Source organism: Paenibacillus sp. FSL R5-0887, from assembly GCF_038002305.1.
Lineage (GTDB): Bacteria > Bacillota > Bacilli > Paenibacillales > Paenibacillaceae > Paenibacillus_AQ > Paenibacillus_AQ odorifer.
This window is the reverse complement of sequence record NZ_JBBOCE010000001.1, coordinates 90,503-106,419: the sequence shown is the minus strand read 5'-3', so window position 1 is coordinate 106,419 and position 15,917 is coordinate 90,503. Positions and strand designations below refer to the sequence as shown.

General features: G+C 43.9%; 16 protein-coding genes and 2 tRNA genes. 5 read left to right on the top strand and 13 right to left on the bottom strand.

What is annotated here, in order from left to right:
- Nucleotides 1-28 precede the first annotated feature (28 nt).
- From MKY14_RS00480 to MKY14_RS00470, 3 genes are all read right to left on the bottom strand, one after another.
- Nucleotides 29-1,225 (bottom strand): response regulator transcription factor, encoded by a 1,197-nt coding sequence (locus MKY14_RS00480; protein ID WP_340975477.1) that lies wholly within the window; start codon nt 1,223-1,225, stop codon nt 29-31.
- A 5-nt stretch (nt 1,226-1,230) separates the two neighbouring features.
- Nucleotides 1,231-3,012: a cache domain-containing sensor histidine kinase gene (locus tag MKY14_RS00475; RefSeq protein WP_340975473.1), complete on the bottom strand. Its 1,782-nt coding sequence runs from the start codon at nt 3,010-3,012 to the stop codon at nt 1,231-1,233.
- 209 nt (nt 3,013-3,221) lie between these two features.
- Nucleotides 3,222-4,004, bottom strand: a complete 783-nt coding sequence (locus MKY14_RS00470) for a helix-turn-helix domain-containing protein (protein WP_036679206.1) — start codon at nt 4,002-4,004, stop codon at nt 3,222-3,224.
- Nucleotides 4,005-4,212: 208 nt separating this feature from the next.
- Here MKY14_RS00470 and MKY14_RS00465 point away from each other — a divergent pair, with 208 nt between their 5' ends.
- Nucleotides 4,213-4,578, top strand: coding sequence for a VOC family protein (locus MKY14_RS00465; protein WP_051491055.1), 366 nt, complete (start codon nt 4,213-4,215; stop codon nt 4,576-4,578).
- A 101-nt stretch (nt 4,579-4,679) separates the two neighbouring features.
- Here MKY14_RS00465 and MKY14_RS00460 read toward each other — a convergent pair whose 3' ends face one another.
- Entirely contained in the window at nt 4,680-5,885 is a 1,206-nt protein-coding gene (locus MKY14_RS00460; RefSeq protein ID WP_340393866.1) for an MFS transporter, read from the bottom strand.
- Between the two features lie 192 nt (nt 5,886-6,077).
- Here MKY14_RS00460 and MKY14_RS00455 point away from each other — a divergent pair, with 192 nt between their 5' ends.
- The gene (locus MKY14_RS00455; protein ID WP_076276409.1) at nt 6,078-6,650 is read left to right on the top strand and encodes a TetR/AcrR family transcriptional regulator; all 573 of its coding nucleotides are present in this window, start codon (nt 6,078-6,080) and stop codon (nt 6,648-6,650) included.
- Between the two features lie 333 nt (nt 6,651-6,983).
- Here MKY14_RS00455 and MKY14_RS00450 read toward each other — a convergent pair whose 3' ends face one another.
- Nucleotides 6,984-7,862 (bottom strand): SDR family NAD(P)-dependent oxidoreductase, encoded by an 879-nt coding sequence (locus tag MKY14_RS00450; protein ID WP_076305959.1) that lies wholly within the window; start codon nt 7,860-7,862, stop codon nt 6,984-6,986.
- 165 nt (nt 7,863-8,027) lie between these two features.
- On the opposite strand from MKY14_RS00450, the gene MKY14_RS00445 reads away from it, so the two are divergent.
- Together MKY14_RS00445 and MKY14_RS30745 are read left to right on the top strand one after the other, a co-directional pair.
- Nucleotides 8,028-8,486, top strand: coding sequence for a MarR family winged helix-turn-helix transcriptional regulator (locus MKY14_RS00445; protein ID WP_076220140.1), 459 nt, complete (start codon nt 8,028-8,030; stop codon nt 8,484-8,486).
- Nucleotides 8,487-8,560: 74 nt separating this feature from the next.
- Nucleotides 8,561-8,626, top strand: coding sequence for a putative holin-like toxin (locus tag MKY14_RS30745; protein WP_367946865.1), 66 nt, complete (start codon nt 8,561-8,563; stop codon nt 8,624-8,626).
- A gap of 214 nt (nt 8,627-8,840) precedes the next feature.
- Here the strand turns inward: MKY14_RS30745 and MKY14_RS00440 are convergent.
- From MKY14_RS00440 to nrdR, 3 genes are all read right to left on the bottom strand, one after another.
- Nucleotides 8,841-8,913: transfer RNA gene (locus MKY14_RS00440), tRNA-Lys, on the bottom strand.
- A 10-nt stretch (nt 8,914-8,923) separates the two neighbouring features.
- Nucleotides 8,924-8,999: transfer RNA gene (locus MKY14_RS00435), tRNA-Ala, on the bottom strand.
- A gap of 251 nt (nt 9,000-9,250) precedes the next feature.
- Nucleotides 9,251-9,727, bottom strand: a complete 477-nt coding sequence (gene nrdR / locus MKY14_RS00430; RefSeq protein ID WP_036678976.1) for a transcriptional regulator NrdR — start codon at nt 9,725-9,727, stop codon at nt 9,251-9,253.
- A gap of 164 nt (nt 9,728-9,891) precedes the next feature.
- Here nrdR and MKY14_RS00425 point away from each other — a divergent pair, with 164 nt between their 5' ends.
- Nucleotides 9,892-10,110 (top strand): alpha/beta-type small acid-soluble spore protein, encoded by a 219-nt coding sequence (locus MKY14_RS00425; protein ID WP_036678974.1) that lies wholly within the window; start codon nt 9,892-9,894, stop codon nt 10,108-10,110.
- Between the two features lie 84 nt (nt 10,111-10,194).
- Here the strand turns inward: MKY14_RS00425 and MKY14_RS00420 are convergent, their stop codons facing one another.
- The 5 genes from MKY14_RS00420 to polA form a co-directional block, all read right to left on the bottom strand.
- Nucleotides 10,195-10,758, bottom strand: coding sequence for a lytic transglycosylase domain-containing protein (locus MKY14_RS00420; protein ID WP_076124928.1), 564 nt, complete (start codon nt 10,756-10,758; stop codon nt 10,195-10,197).
- On the bottom strand, nt 10,755-11,351 hold the full coding sequence (coaE, locus tag MKY14_RS00415) for a dephospho-CoA kinase (RefSeq protein ID WP_076124927.1): 597 nt from the start codon (nt 11,349-11,351) through the stop codon (nt 10,755-10,757). Before coaE ends, MKY14_RS00420 begins: the two co-directional genes overlap by 4 nt.
- Before the next feature lie 9 nt (nt 11,352-11,360).
- Complete coding sequence (locus MKY14_RS00410) at nt 11,361-12,107, bottom strand: manganese efflux pump (RefSeq protein ID WP_076124925.1); 747 nt, start codon at nt 12,105-12,107, stop codon at nt 11,361-11,363.
- Nucleotides 12,108-12,238: 131 nt separating this feature from the next.
- Nucleotides 12,239-13,075 (bottom strand): DNA-formamidopyrimidine glycosylase, encoded by an 837-nt coding sequence (gene mutM, locus MKY14_RS00405; RefSeq protein WP_076305960.1) that lies wholly within the window; start codon nt 13,073-13,075, stop codon nt 12,239-12,241.
- A 52-nt stretch (nt 13,076-13,127) separates the two neighbouring features.
- Nucleotides 13,128-15,797: a DNA polymerase I gene (polA, locus tag MKY14_RS00400; protein ID WP_076191179.1), complete on the bottom strand. Its 2,670-nt coding sequence runs from the start codon at nt 15,795-15,797 to the stop codon at nt 13,128-13,130.
- Between the last annotated feature and the right edge of the window lie 120 nt (nt 15,798-15,917).

The following is a 15,917-nucleotide window of genomic DNA, read 5'->3' as shown; positions in this document are numbered from 1 at the left end:
ATTCCCCCAGATGCATTCAACAATGAACTTATGTATTGGCTATCCTGACTTCCGCGTCTATTTCTCTTGCTCCCTGTGAATTACGATATTCAGCAGGCGTCATACCGACGTTTTTTTTGAACAGCTTAGAGAAATAAATCTCATCTTGATACCCTAGCTTTAAGGCAATCGAGTACATCTTTTCATCCGATTCTAGTAACCACTGTTTCGCTTGATTTATTCGTAAATGAATGACGTAATTAGTAAGAGTCATCCCTACTTCTTGCTTAAATCTCCGCGAGATATGTTCTCGGCTCAGAAAAAAACGGGTGGATAATTTGTCCAAACTTAGCTCTTCCATATAATGCTCATCAACAAATGCGACAATATCATTCATACGCCTAACATCATCTAAATCCGCCAAACGATGGATTGCTCTAAAATTTTGTTCAGCCATAGACCTTTGTACAGATTGAAAAGATAACGATATCTCTGCGAGTGATTGGATGGAGGGGCCACTAACCAAACGAACAGGTATATCAAAATGCTGGGTAATCCATTCCTCTATCGGGAAAAGCTGTCCATGAAGGGACAGAATCACACAGACATTAGGATCATTTTGAAGCGTAAATGCATTTCCCCACTCCCGTGTAGCCAGCTCTTCGGTCAAAAGCTGAATGTATGGCTCCGAATAATGAGATTGGTAAAAATACATCATGGTGAAGTCGTATACTTCTGCCTGTGGGAGAGCCGAGGCAATTTCGCCTGCATCAAAAGCTTCACCCTTACAAGCAGCAGTAATCTCCCTGTTTAAGCGAAACATTTTTACCTCTTCATAAAATCCGGACTCCATATTGCGACGTTCTCCCTCTTCTTGTTCCCAGGCTCTCAACGCCCCTTCTAAAGTTTCATTCAGCATTTTCTCTTCAATTGGCTTCATCAAATAATCAAAGCATCCCAGCTTAAACGCTTTACGCATGAAACAATAATCGTCAAACCCTGAAATCATAATCACTTTTCCCGGATAGTCTTTAGCAGCCAACCACTCGATTAACTCCATCCCGCTATTTTTGGGCATTTTGACATCTGTCATTATGATTTCTGGAGATTTCTGCTCAATCAACGCCTTAACCTCGAGACCATTTCTGGCTTCCAGCACTTCGGTAATCCCGTATTGTTCCCACCGTCCCAAAAAACGGATGATTTTTCTAACATTAGACTCATCATCTACAATAAGAGCTTTCATAAACGTTACTTCTCCTTTAGGTAGAGTGGAATTACTAGCCGTACAGTGAACCCTTGTCCCTGCATCGAATCTAGTTTGATTCCCGCTGTCTGATCGAAATGAAGAACCAAGCGATCATGAATGTTTTTTAACCCGATATGTGCAAAAGAAGAATTGCCTTCGTTAACCGATGTGTAGAGATTATTTTTTAATGCCTCAAGTTCATCATCCGTCACGCTGTTTCCGTTATTTTCTACGACTAGATTCAAATATTCACCTTGTATTTCACCATAAATATGGATGTAAGCTTGTTCATAGCCCTCGTCATAACAGTGCTTAAAAAAGTTCTCAACGAGCGGCTGCAAGATCATACTAGGAACCGGAATATCAAGAATATCTTTAGGTACATCAATGGAATAGCTAAAATCAGTCTGAAAACGTTCCGCTTGAAGATTCAAATAAGCCTGGACATAATCCACTTCGCTTTGAACCGTCGCCTTCTGATCCACACGAATCGAGTACCGCATCATTTTGGATAAAGAGGTAATCAGTTGATATACTTTTGGAGATTCAGAGAGTAGGGCAACAGCAGCAATGGATTGTAAAGAATTAAATAAAAAGTGCGGATTGATTTGCGACTTTAGCGCCCTATGCTGATTTTTCCTGTTCTCTATCTCAAGCTTATACTCCCGGTCAATATGACGGTTGATCCGATTCATCATCTCCTTGATATGTCTTTCTAGAATACCGATTTCGTCCTCCCGCATATCGTCGAATGGGGCATTCATATTCCTCCCCTCGATACGCTGGACTTTTTGACTAAGCAGTTTTATCGGCCGTGTAAATCCATAAGAAATGATTGTTATCATTATCAAGCCCAGTCCACCTACAACCACACCTACGATGATGTTTGTATAGGCGGTTTTCCTTACATCTTCAAATAAAAAAGAGCTCGGGGTTACCTTAGCAAAATGCCACGCTTTTATCGGTTCCTGCAATGTTCTAGTAAACACAATATCTCCTTCTGGAGATTTAGTATCTGCCTGTATCGGACTTATTTTCCTTTGCAGTTCATCGGGAACGGTTTTGCCTATCCATGTTTCATCACTTGCGTAAATGACATGATTCTCCGCATCGGAAAGCCATACGCTCTCTTTATTTTTCTGTAGAAAATGATTAGCGATATGAGCAATCTTGTCCAAATCAATATCTATAGTGATGACGCCCAGAAATTCCTGTGTTAGGACATCCACAATTTTGTGATGAACCGTCAAGACCATCGTTTTATCCGAAGGAGGCATAATGGAGGTATCGTTATAGTTCTCAATCGGATGCGGAGCTTCAATAAGATCATTGCTATTAGAGCTCATCAGCTTCTGAATGGAAGCTTGCTGTAATAAATCCGGATTCCTTTTACGGGAACTTAACATGGCATTATAAACTGTAAATGAGCTTTTCCCTTCATTTATGAATAAACGGATCTGACGAATTTCACTCCTCATGAGATAGAAGTTAGTCATACCCTTATTAATTTCAAGCTGCTTGTAATAAAAATCTTCTTCTAACCCTTCTTCAAACACCCTGAATAAGTCTGGATTTCGGTATAAAATATATGGAAGATTAATGATTTCATCAAAATATTGCTCTAGATCGGCTGACGCCTGCTGAATTTGCTCTTGGCTGTTCTCAAGTTCATGTCGTTCCACATTCTCTTTCGTCTGCCGATAGATCAACAACACGGATAAAAAATACGGTAGAATTATAAACACAAGCAGCAAGAATAATAAGCGCTTATGAATGCTTTTCAAATAAATACTCCTCTGTAAAAATTTCGGTTTTCAGCAAAAAATCTAATATCAGGTTTTATATTTTCACAAATATCCAACACAAAATCAAAATACTTGTTGCTGAGCAACAAGTATTTTTGCCGGATCAATATATGACAAACGCCAATCGTTTATTACCCAAATTATATCCATATGAAACAACCGTAAAGAAATTTCCGCAAATTAATCAGCTATTTGAAGATTGAAATAATTCCCTGCACAATGGGCTTCCAAAGATGTGGATATTCTTGCTGAATTAACTTTCTTACCTCCTCCCCCTTGATATCGTTGAAATTATTATCTTGAGTAATAAAGGTATAAGCACCTTTTACGGTATCCCCTATAGCTATATGCCCGCTTGCATATCCACCCATTGCAATATGGGAAGCGATAGAGAGACCACCCAAGGAGAACATACCTACAGCTAAACCTCCAACAGCAAATATCCCCAATGCTATTCCACCAACGGCCATTGTACCCGCCGCAATGCCCCCAACGGCTAACAAAAGCCCTAGAGCCAGACCTGCAAAACTGATGAGTCCTAAAGCAAGCGCACCTAAACATAATCCGCCCAAAGCAACAATACCAATGGATACCGCACCAATCGCAACATTACCTATGGCAATAACCCCTTTGGCAACGTATAGCCCCCGTCCGATATGGATATGAACCAGAGGAATTCCAAAGCATGTTCTCTTACTTTTGTACTCATAATGAAATAAGGAATTCAGATCTACATATACGGGGCTTGCGACATGCTCTGCTTTGGTATCGCTTGAAGCATCCTTCACCAGATGATCCAAACTTACGTGAAATAATTCACTTAAACTAATCATCTTATCCATTTCGGGATAGGATTGACCTGATTCCCACTTAGACACGGCTTGCCGCGAAACACCAATCACCTCCGCCAAGTTCTCCTGGGACATTCCTCTCTGTTTCCTATAGCTTTGCAATTTATTTGCAAAGTCCATTCGCCATCACCTCATGCTCATCATATTATAACGTTCTGTAATTGACTACCTATCTCCCCTTACATACTGTCAACCACTGGTTGCACAGCTGATTTTGCGGGCTTTTATCCTCATTAAACGTTCTTGATTCCCATTCTCCCTGTTTCCGGGCAAGACGATAGCGTATAATATACGAAATAGAATATTCATCAGAGGAGACTATAAAACCATGAAATTGAGTATGAATTGGATTACGCTTCGGGTCCGCGATCTGGAGGCTTCCCTTCATTTTTATAACCGGATACTGGGTCTACCCATTGAGCGTAGATTTGAGAGCAGTGGAAAACAGATCGTCATGTTAGGTCTGGAAGGGCAACCCAAGATCGAGCTTATTCAGGGAAGTGACCCGGCTTTGAAGCCGGAATGTGGCGTTTCTGTGGGTTTCGAAGTGGAGTCACTTGATGAAGCGATGGAGAGTTTAAAAAGCCAAGGTATCCCAGTAGCGCGCGGACCAATCGCACCCAATCCCCACCTGCGGTTCTTTTATATCCTGGACCCGGACGGGTTTGAGGTGCAGTTAGCGGAGCATAACTAACGTTTATCAAGCGTTATTACCTCAAAAAGAAATAGACCGCCCTAACCAAAGGTAGCGGTCTATTCTGCCGTAAACCCAACCCCCACACTTAAAGCAAGGCTTTATTCAACAGCTTTAGTTGATCTTTTTTCAGTGAAAAAGTAAACCAAAGCCAATAGCGGCAGGATCACTCCGATGAGTGAAGCGAAGGTCCATCCCCCATAGGCATAAGCCCAACCACCCAAAGATGATCCAACGGCTCCACCCACGAAGAAAATCGCCATAAAGATCCCATTAAGACGTCCCCTCGCTTCACTTCCCAATGAATAAATCACACGCTGTCCGAGTACAAGATTTCCAGATACGGCCATATCCAATGTAATCGCGGAAATAAAGAGCAGAACGAGAGCAAAAGTTGAGTGGCTATGGAAAAGATGAATTAGTAAAAAAGACAAGGTGGCTATGATCATGGCCAGTCCGGTTAACCATTTGCTCCAACCTTTATCTGCCAGTCTTCCAGCAATCGGCGCGGCTACAGCCCCACCAACACCTACTAAAGCAAACCAAGCGATACCTTGCTGCGACATTCCAAAATCATCCGCCAACCGCAACGGAACCACCGTCCAAAAGAGACTAAAAGCTCCAAATAAACAAGCTTGATATAAGGCACGTCGCCGCAATATAGGCGTTTGTTTTAAAAGGGTGCCTAAAGAGACAATTAATTTACCATAGCTTACCGAAGGTGCAGGTTTACGTTGAGGAAGAAATCGCGACAGAAGAATGGCTAACAACGTGATAACGACCGCTGAAAAAATAAACACGGCTTGCCATCCCCAGATGCTGGTGATAAAGCTTGCCACGGGCCGGGCAAACATAATACCAAGTAAAAGTCCACTCATAACATTACCAACCACACGCCCACGCTGCTCTTCAGACGCTAAATAGGTGGCATAAGGCACCAGGATTTGAGCTACCACAGAACCGGTTCCTATAAACAAAGATGCTGTCAGGAACAAAGGCGCATTAGCTGCGAAGGCTGCAACCAGCAATGCACCCACTGCAACCATTAACGTGATTATCGTGAGACGCCGATTCTCAACAATGTCACTCAGCGGCACGATAAATAACAAACCTACAACATAACCGATTTGAGTTAAAGTGACGATCAAGCCTGCGGCTGTAGAAGAAAGTCCTGTCGAGACACTGATAGGTCCGACAAGGGTTTGAGCATAATAAAGATTGGCCACGATAAGCCCGCATGCCGCTGCTAACATAAACATCATCCAACTTGAAATGTGGTTCTCTTTCGCCGCTTGTTCTTTTTGCATGTGAATCCTCCTCAGATGGTCATAATAATTTAAATACTATACGTTCAGTTCACTAATTCATGTTTAAATAATATACTGAACGTATCGTTTTGTAAATAGGCGATGGTCATTTATTTTCCCAGATTTTTTTAGTATACTGAACGTATAGTTTATATTTTGATTGGAGACAGATTAACGAAAGGGTGATTTCAGATGGAGAGTAAACGAGGACGTCCGCGTAATGTTGAGACGGAGAAGTCTATTCTTTCTGCTTCCTATGATTTGTTATTGGAAAATGGTTTTGGAGCAGTTACGGTGGAAAAAATAGCGGATCGTGCCAAGGTCAGCAAAGCTACGATATATAAATGGTGGCCTAACAAGGCTGCCGTGGTGATGGATGGATTCCTATCCTCCGCTGCGGACAGACTGCCCGTACCTGACACAGGTTCAGTATTCGATGATATTCTCATGCATGCAACGAACTTATCCCGGTTCCTGATTAGTCGAGAGGGTAAAATCATTACGGAGATCATTGGCGAAGGACAGATGGATTCAGGCTTGGCGGAAGCTTATCGGACCCGATATTTCCAGCCTCGCCGGCTTGAGGCACGGCTGCTTATGGAACGAGGTGTTCAGCGCGGGGAATTGAAGGATACTCTCGATATTGAAGTTGTTACCGATCTTATTTACGGGCCGATATTCTACCGCTTGCTGGTGACCGGCCAACCGATAGACGATGCTTATGTGCAGCAGTTGGTGAGGTACGCTTTTGAAGGAATACGGTAACTAACGGGAACGGTAAAATAGACCGCCCTCTCTCACAAGGGATCGGTCTATTTCTGATCGTAGTACTATAAAATGTCGGACTGGCGGAATGTTGAGATACAACGGACCGAGGTGCTCTTATTTTCTCATTATGGGGCATTTTCCCAAGCTATCGGACTCCTACGCACTTATTTAGTCTTTTCAAAACAAAATACTGCTACTGGAGAGGAAATAAGTGCGCTACGGTCCGATCACTCGACTAATTTCACTAAATAAAGAAAATAAGAGCTATACAGTCCGCAGGATCATGAATGGGTGATTCGAACGGACATGAGGTTAGTTTCACTAATTAAATCAGTTTCCAAAGAAACCTTTCTGCTGCAAAATGTCTCGTGTATCGTTCCATAATTTATTTTCCATTACCCTATCTCCTCCCGGTTGGACGGGTACAATGGGATTGCCTGTCCCAACGTTAAAATATCCCCCACTGCTCTCTTGATACTTAGGATCGCTCATTAAACGAATAATGATCTCCGCTCCTTTACGAGGATCGCCAATACGAAAGAAATTCAATAAGTGCTTAAGCATCGAAGAAAACCAAAGTTCACGCCCGAGACCCGTAACGTTAAAACCCGGATTCAATGCACGAACACTGATTCCCGTTCCCGCCCAGCGGCGTGCAAGCTCACTGTTAAACATAATGTTTAACAGTTTGGTTTTCCCATAAATCTCAGATGATCCCCTGTAAGTAAAGGAAGCTGTATTGAGCAAATCTCCTGGCAACTTTAGTACTCCATGCCGGCGTGAAGCTTCCGAAGCAACATTTATAATTTTTGCATTTCCTGCTGCTCTCAAAGAACGTTCTAAGGTTTGCGTCAATAACCATGGTGCAAAATAGTTCACAGCCATCATTTCTGAGAATCCATCGGCAGTTATCCGCTGTTCAAACCCATGAAGCCCTGCGTTATTTATTAACACGTCTATCTTCGGAAAAACACTAGATATTTCTTGTCCTAACCTAGTGACATCCCTCATTGAAGATAAATCTCCGTAGAAAAAACTAATTTCGGCTGCTGGTACGCTCTCCTTTATCATTTTTTCAGTTACTTCCGAACGGGTTTTACTCCTTGCAGTCAGAACAAGATGAGCACCCTGCTTTGCCATTTCAAGTGCAACGAGTTGTCCCAAACCGCTTGTAGCTCCAGTAATTACAATAATCGGCTTTGTCATCATCTACATTCTCCTTTATATCAGGAATTCATCAGGGGCAATTTCATTTTGACAGCGTATTGTCCAAATCATATAATTGACATATATCAACTATATGATTATGATTGATATATGTCAACTAAATAGATGTATGACAACTTTAAAATACAAGGTTAGGTGGTCAAAACAATGAATGCCGAACGTAAAGACACGTCGAGAGGACAATTAGAACTGAAGCTAGGTGGACAAATTAGTGCTCTCATTAGCGCTTCGCATGCCCTAAATGTCAGAACTGCTGCCGCTTTCGATTCATCTATACAGCCTGCTGCTTTCCATATAGTCCGTTGGCTGTACTCTTATGGACCAACAAGCGCCTCTGTGTTGGCAGAATCAACGGCTATGGATCGTAGTTCAGTCAGCCGTCTCATCAAGCAACTCGAAAATTTGGGTTATGTTAGAAGAGAAGACTCTCCTAATGATCGTCGAGCCATCCTTCTTACACTCACTGAACTTGGACGACAAAAAACCTTTGATGCGCTGCAGGATAAGGAATTCATATTTTATGAGCGCATAGCTCAATGGGATAATCAACAGCTTGAAACCTTTATTCAAATGCTTCAGGAGTTTAATGGATTTAATGATAATTAATAAATGGGAACAAAAAAAGAAACAGCATCTTGCTGTTTCTTTAGATATGGATTGTCTGTAATTGGAGCCAGCAATTGTCATTGATGTTCATGTTCGGCATGTTCATTATTGCATTGCTCAACTACCTCAAAAAGAAATAGACCGCCCTCTCGCAAAGGAATGCGGTCTATTTCCTGACTAAACTTCCGAAGCCGCCGCCCTTAAAAGCGGCTATTGCACTGGGAGTCGTGTTTCCGCACGGCTCTCTTTGCATTGTACGTTTTATCTACCCAAACTATACCACGATCAAAACCAAATAAAAAGTCACTCTTCCCCAAACAACAAAGAAACGGCATTTCTGCCGTTTCTTTAGGATGGACTCTCAGGGGCTCGAACCCTGGACAAATAGATTAAGAGTCTACTGCTCTACCAACTGAGCTAAGAGTCCATATGATGTTTGGTGGAGCCAAGGGGGATCGAACCCCTGACCTCATCGCTGCCAGCGATGCGCTCTCCCAGCTGAGCTATGGCCCCAAACTGAAATTTCAGATGTATGTAATCACACATTTTTTAATTTTAGTTTGGTCGTAATTGAGTTGTTCCGATAAACTCAAGCGTCGTAGGCGACTTCTATATAATATAAAAAATCGCCCTCTATGTCAACACTTTTTTTAAAATTCATTTTTCCACTCAAATTCCCCGCTCAAAACTCAGAGGAAACAAACCAGTACAAGCACTCCTAACAGACCCTAGGATTGGCTGTAACGCCCTAACTGGACAAAACCCTATAATCCCTCTAATTCTCCCGTACTCTTGGATAGCAGCCCCTTGAGTTCCTTCATGAACATATTAATATCCTTGAACTGGCGATATACGGACGCAAAACGAACGTAAGCCACTTCATCTACTGGGTAGAGCTGCTCCATCACGAATTCACCAATCTGTTGGCTTTCCACTTCCGCAACGGCGATGCCGCGCAGAGATTTCTCAACCTCGGACACGATCTTTTCTAGACGTTCCACAGAAACCGGCCGTTTCTCACAAGCACGGATGAGACCACGGAGTATTTTATCACGACTGAATTCCTCACGGCTGCCGTCTTTTTTAATTACAATGAGTGGCGTTTCTTCAATCATTTCAAAAGTAGTGAAACGTTTGCTGCAACGCTCACATTCACGCCTACGACGGATTGACTTATTTTCATTCGCTGGTCGCGAGTCCAGCACTTTAGTATTTGTGTGATCGCAGTAAGGGCATTTCATAAGCTTCATCACTTCCTATTACATAATGGTATGGGTCCCGGCACGTTATAAATCCGGCTTTTGAACGGCTTTTTTATTATTTCCAGAAATCACCGTTTTTTTCTTGTAATGATAATGGCAAGTCCGGCACATAATACAGTTACCAACAGAGGAGGTGAACAGCAATGAGCCAAAGCAACAACTCCAATAACCTTGTAGCTCCAAATTCCCGCGGTGCCTTGGAACAACTTAAATACGAAGTTGCCCAAGAACTAGGAATCACGCTTTCCCCAGATGGTTACCAAGGCAATAAAACTTCTTATGAAAATGGTTCGATCGGTGGTTACATCACTAAACGTCTTGTAACCCTGGCAGAACAACAACTGGCAGGTCAATACAAATAACCTGACCAACATAAGCTTTTTGAAGAAGTATTAAACGACCTACAGGTCGTTTAATACTTCTTTTTATACATAACACGGTAGAAATTAAAATTCTTTGTAAATGTCCGTGTACTGATCATAGTAATAATTAACGCGCTGTACATAATGCCTGGTTTCACCAATGGGAATATCTTTAATGGTTGCATCTGTCCCATCCCAGACCCCTTCGTCCAACCAGCGTTGAACTTTTCCGGGCCCAGCATTATAGGCTGCGATAATTGCTGTACGTTTACCTTCGAACTGACGGGATAAAGTTGAAAGATACCATGTACCCAGTTCAATATTAGCCGAAGGCTCATGCTTGAGTTCTTCCATAGATACGTTTGGAAGCTTGGCCTTTTCCAGCGCCCACTTCGCGGTATCCGGCATAAGCTGCATCAGCCCTAGTGCGCCTTTTTTGGATTCTCGTCCAGTTTTGAAGTTCGTTTCTACACGAATAATCGCGGTTACAAGAAACGGGTCTATCTCATAAGTGATGCTGTGCTTGCGAATCTCATCTTTAAAATGGATGGGATAAAACCACGACATCCAGTTAGTGCTCAGAAACAATATTGCCGTAAAACCCACAAATAGCAGAAGCAGTACTCTTTTTTTACGTAGCCATTTCATGATAAACCCAGCCTGTCCCAAAAAACAGCAACCTGTTGCTCAGTGTACGCAAGATCGCCACTGTTGTCGATGATGTAGTCCGCTTTATTACGTTTCTGTTCAATATCCATCTGTGCATTCAATCGCGCTTCTGCTTCTTCTAAAGAGAGCCTATTACGTTCCATTAATCGAGCAATTTGCATATCACGGGGAACGTACACTACTACAATCTCATGGAACAGGGTCTCAAGCCCTGATTCAAAAAGAAGCGGAATATCCACAATAATAAGCCGCTTCGGCTCTTCCTGCTCCATGCTGTACATACGGTCTTTGATTTCCTGCCGGATGGCAGGATGCGTCAAATTGTTCAAGGTTTGCAGGGCCACAGGATCTTGAAAGACGATTTCACCTAATTTGGCCCTATTCAGTGTTCCATCCGTAAAAAGGATCTCTTTTCCGAATTGCTTAGCAGCAGCCGCCAACACTTCATGCCCGGGAAGCATAACTTCTCTGGCGATCACATCGGCATCAACCAGCCTCGCTCCCTTGTTCACAAGCAGTGCAGACACTGTGCTTTTTCCGGATGCGATTCCTCCGGTTAAGCCTATAATCATGTACTCACCTCATAATAGCTTCAGTATTCCCATTGCAATTAATAATAACGCTGGTAATGCGGCAGCATGCTTCATCCAGTAGTTCCCGGCAAATCTAAGTCCAGTCTTCATACCCAGCAATAGAAATGTACCACTAAACAAAGCTATTGTAAGTGATGTCCATATCGGATTGAATCCAAGCAGCGCTGCGCCAAGTCCAGCCCCAAAAGCATCCAGAGAGAGCGCAATCCCCAGTATCATCGCTTCCATCGAAGAGATGCTTCCTGAGGCATCCATATCCGCAGAAGACGGGGTACGCAAGATCTGTACTACGATCCCCAAACGGCGAAGCTCAAGTGAAAAAACAGCTGATTTCAACGGTTCATCATTCATAACAGGTTCTGTACCCGCTTCAGAATCAGCAGCTACCTCTGCCCAAGCCTGCTCGGAAAATGAGCCCTTATCTACCGTTTCAGCTTTACGTCCGCCATCTGCATCTTTCTCTTTTTGCATCAGCATCTGAACAAGCGACCAGCATCCCATTAGCACAAGTATAACTGCACCAACTATAGAAGCTGCATTCGGAGACACTACCTTGGCAAGCAAAACCCCAACCTGCATCGATACACAGATAACTACCCCCGAACAGAGCGAGATAATCAGAACGGAGAGCAGTGGTATTTTCATTTTACGCAGCCCATATGTAATTCCTACACCAAAACCATCCAAACTCAAGGCAAACGCTAGCAATAGCAGTGAAAATAATGGGCTGAGCACCCGCAATCCCTCCTGTGAAGAACCGGAAAACTGAAATTTTATCGTTTCAGCTTCCGTTCTCTATTAAGCATTCTTCACACAGTATATGGGCGGGACAAGTAGTGGGTGCCAACCTTATTATTTCAACAAATTCAGTGAACAGTCGGACGCTGGCAATTTGGACAATAATGCGTGCCACGACCGCCTACAACCGTCTTCTCAATCATCGTTCCACAGTTACTACACGGCTGATCTTTACGACCGTAAATCAATAGCTGCTGCTGATACGTACCGCTCTCACCTTGGCCATTAACATATGACTTAACAGATGAACCTCCGGCGTTAACCGCTTCGGCCAGCGTGCTTACAATTGCATGATGCAGCTTGTCCAATTGATTGTCCGTGAGCGCTTTGGCGCTGTCTTCAGGATGGATACCCGCACGGTGCAACGACTCATCTACATAAATATTGCCGATGCCGACGATATATTCCTGATTAAGCAGCAGCGATTTAATTTTGGTGCTTTTACCGGACACGATCTGCTTAAACCTCTCCGGTGTAAAAGAAGGCTCCAGCGGCTCCTGCCCCAGCTTATTTAAAGGCGGCAGCTGAAGATCTTCTCCCATCTGAAAAAGATGCATCGTCCCGAACTGGCGAACATCCGTATAACGCAGCTCAGTTCCATCCGTAAAATGAAAAATCACATGTGTATGCTTGTCCAGTGGGTCATCATTTGAATAAAGTCCGTAACGGCCCTCCATCCGTAAATGTGACACAAGCACCAGACCATCCAGCACAATACGCAAAAACTTTCCTCTTCGTTCAACTTTTACAATGCTATGACCTGCCAGCAGGTGGGCAAAAGCCTGAATATCATCCGGACGCTGAATAATCCGCGCCAACCGGACGGTTACATTCTCTATCTGCTTTCCATTAACTAACTCATTAAGTGTTCTCTTGACTGTCTCTACTTCCGGTAATTCCGGCATGATGTCTTCACCTCAACTACATTATAGCTGATATGCACACCTTAAAGGGAGTCTATTTCGCCTCGTACCAGTTACTTCCAAAGCTGACCTCTGCCTTAAGCGGCACAGATAACTTCAGGGCTCCACCCATTACTTCCGGCAAAAGCGTCTTCATAAGCTCCATTTCATCCTCTGGCACCTCAAATACAAGCTCATCGTGTACTTGAAGCAGCATACGGCTCTTAAGCCCACGATCAAATAACGCCTTGTCCATATGCACCATCGCCAGCTTGATTATATCCGCTGCTGTTCCCTGTATAGGTGTATTCATTGCTGTCCGCTCCGCAAAAGAGCGCAGATTAAAGTTCTTCGCATTAATCTCCGGCAGATAACGGCGACGTTCGAGCAATGTGGTCACATAACCATACTTTCGTGCCTCCACTACAATATCGTCCATATAGCGGCGCACACCCTGATAAACCTCAAAATACTGTTCAATAAATTGCGCGGCTTCCTTACGCGGAATATTCAGATTCTGCGAGAGACCGTAATCACTGATCCCGTAGACGATCCCAAAGTTAACGGCTTTTGCGGCACGGCGCATATTACTGTCCACCTGTTCTGCGGTCACACCGAACACATCCATCGCTGTCTTCGTGTGAATATCCATATCATGCAGAAAGGCTTCCTTCATCCGCTCATCACCGGAAATATGTGCCAGCACACGCAGTTCGATCTGCGAATAGTCGGCTGCTAAGATGGACCAGCCCGGTTCGGACGGAACGAATACCTTGCGGATTTTGCGTCCTTCCTCTAGACGAATCGGGATATTTTGCAAGTTCGGGAATTGGCTGCTAAGCCGTCCTGTAGCGGCAATTGTCTGCCGATAGAATGTATGCACCTTCCCTGTGTTCGGGGAAATTTCTTTAAGCAGCCCCTCTACGTAGGTAGATTGCAGCTTTGCAATTGTGCGATATTGCAGAATCAAACGCACCACATCGTGGTATGGCGCCAGTTTCTCAAGCACTTCGGCATCCGTGGAATAACCCGTCTTCGTCTTCTTGACGACAGGCAGACCTAGCTTTACAAACAAGATTTCACCCAGCTGCTTTGGTGAGTTCAAATTAAACTCAGTGCCACAAATCTCGTATATTTCACTGACCAATTTGGAAATTTGCGCCTCGAATTCTTTTCCAAGCTCTTTAAGATCACCAGCATTGACTGCAATCCCCTGTTTCTCCATATCCGCCAAAATCCGTGACAAAGGCATTTCCAGATCCTCGAATAGCCCTGTCATTGCGGTCTCCACCAGCTCCTGCTGTTGCTTCTGTGCGATTCCAAGAACCGTTGCACTCTTTCGTGCAACGTGATTTCCTAAAACTTCAAGCTCAGGGATTTTGTATTTGGCACCTTTACCAAATACCTCTTCATCAGGAGAGAGCCGCGGCAAGCCGTATTTAGCAGTGAGATCATTTAGATTCTGATTAGCCTCCGTAGGATCAAGCAAATAAGCCGCCAGCTGCACATCATGGGCTGCACCTGCAAAAGCAATTCCCTGCCAGTGTAGAGCCAAATCAGCGCGGTGAAGATCATATCCACTTTTCGGAGCCTTTTCATCTCCTAGCCAATCACGCAGCTTCGCAGCGGCCGGTTTATGCAGTAATTCAAACGGCACATAGTAATGCCGCTCCAGAGAGGACAATCCTATTCCGATTACCTCGGCACGATGCGGATTATCTCCATACGATTCCACATGCAACGCCGAAATATCAGCCAGGGCTTCACTGAGCTCCTTAAGTTCTTCTTCACTTACGATCGTAATATCAAGTGCCGCAGCTTCTACTTCAGCTGCACTCTCCTCACCCTCGGCAACAGGAGCATAAGCACTAAGCGACAAACGTTCCAACAATGATTTAAATTCCAGCTTGGCAAGCGCTGGTCCGGCTGTATCCGCTGAAATTCCATTGAAGACCATGTCTTCCCACGAATGCTCAAGCGGTACTTCACGATAGATGGTCGCTAATTTTTTACTCATCACCGCATCTTCCGCATGGGTTTCCAGTTTCTCTTTCATTTTACCCTTTAGCTCACCGGTTCCAGCTAAGACACCTTCCACTGATCCAAATTGATGCAGCAGCTTCAAAGCTGTCTTCTCACCTACGCCGGGTACTCCCGGGATGTTATCACTTGCATCGCCCATCAGCCCTTTAAGATCAATGATCTGCTCAGGGGTTAGGTCATATTTCTCCCGGATTTGTTCCGGCCCATAAAGCTCAACTTCGGTGACCCCTTTGCGGATTAAAGCAACGGTCGTATGTTCAGAGGCCAGCTGCAACATATCCTTGTCTCCCGACACGATCATAACCTGCCGTCCCGCTTCATCCGCCTGGCGTGAAATGGTGCCAATAATATCATCAGCCTCATAATTGCCAATTTCAAACTGCGGTACACCTAAATTAGTCAGCAATTCCTTCAACAAAGGGAACTGCTCGGAGAGTTCCGGCGGTGTTTTTTGCCGGCCGCCCTTATAATCTTGATAACCTTCATGCCGAAAAGTAACTTTCCCTGCATCGAAAGCGACAATCATATGTGTCGGTTTATGTTCTTCGATTAAACGAAGCAGCATCGTTGTAAATCCGTACACCGCATTTGTCTGTTGCCCTGCTGTATTCGTCAGCGGGGGCATCGCAAAAAAAGCACGGTAAATAATATTGTTTCCATCTATAAGTATCAACTTGTCCATAGTGCACCTCGCCTTTTTCATGCTTACTCCTTACATCTTACCATATGCCCTGTACAAGTAGAAACGGCTTTACCAACCTAAACAGTGGGATAAGCTGATATGTTAAGGATATACAACAAG

Coding starts and splice junctions, on each gene's coding strand:
- coaE (WP_076124927.1), bottom strand. CDS start 11,351: ATGATTATAGGCTTAACCGGAGGAATCGCATCCGGAAAAAGCACAGTG.
- MKY14_RS00425 (WP_036678974.1), top strand. CDS start 9,892: ATGAGCCAAAGCAACAACTCCAATAACCTTGTAGCTCCAAATTCCCGC.
- MKY14_RS00420 (WP_076124928.1), bottom strand. CDS start 10,758: ATGAAATGGCTACGTAAAAAAAGAGTACTGCTTCTGCTATTTGTGGGT.
- MKY14_RS00445 (WP_076220140.1), top strand. CDS start 8,028: ATGAATGCCGAACGTAAAGACACGTCGAGAGGACAATTAGAACTGAAG.
- polA (WP_076191179.1), bottom strand. CDS start 15,797: ATGGACAAGTTGATACTTATAGATGGAAACAATATTATTTACCGTGCT.
- MKY14_RS00470 (WP_036679206.1), bottom strand. CDS start 4,004: ATGGACTTTGCAAATAAATTGCAAAGCTATAGGAAACAGAGAGGAATG.
- MKY14_RS00465 (WP_051491055.1), top strand. CDS start 4,213: ATGAAATTGAGTATGAATTGGATTACGCTTCGGGTCCGCGATCTGGAG.
- MKY14_RS00460 (WP_340393866.1), bottom strand. CDS start 5,885: ATGCAAAAAGAACAAGCGGCGAAAGAGAACCACATTTCAAGTTGGATG.
- nrdR (WP_036678976.1), bottom strand. CDS start 9,727: ATGAAATGCCCTTACTGCGATCACACAAATACTAAAGTGCTGGACTCG.
- MKY14_RS00455 (WP_076276409.1), top strand. CDS start 6,078: ATGGAGAGTAAACGAGGACGTCCGCGTAATGTTGAGACGGAGAAGTCT.
- MKY14_RS00480 (WP_340975477.1), bottom strand. CDS start 1,225: ATGAAAGCTCTTATTGTAGATGATGAGTCTAATGTTAGAAAAATCATC.
- MKY14_RS00450 (WP_076305959.1), bottom strand. CDS start 7,862: ATGATGACAAAGCCGATTATTGTAATTACTGGAGCTACAAGCGGTTTG.
- mutM (WP_076305960.1), bottom strand. CDS start 13,075: ATGCCGGAATTACCGGAAGTAGAGACAGTCAAGAGAACACTTAATGAG.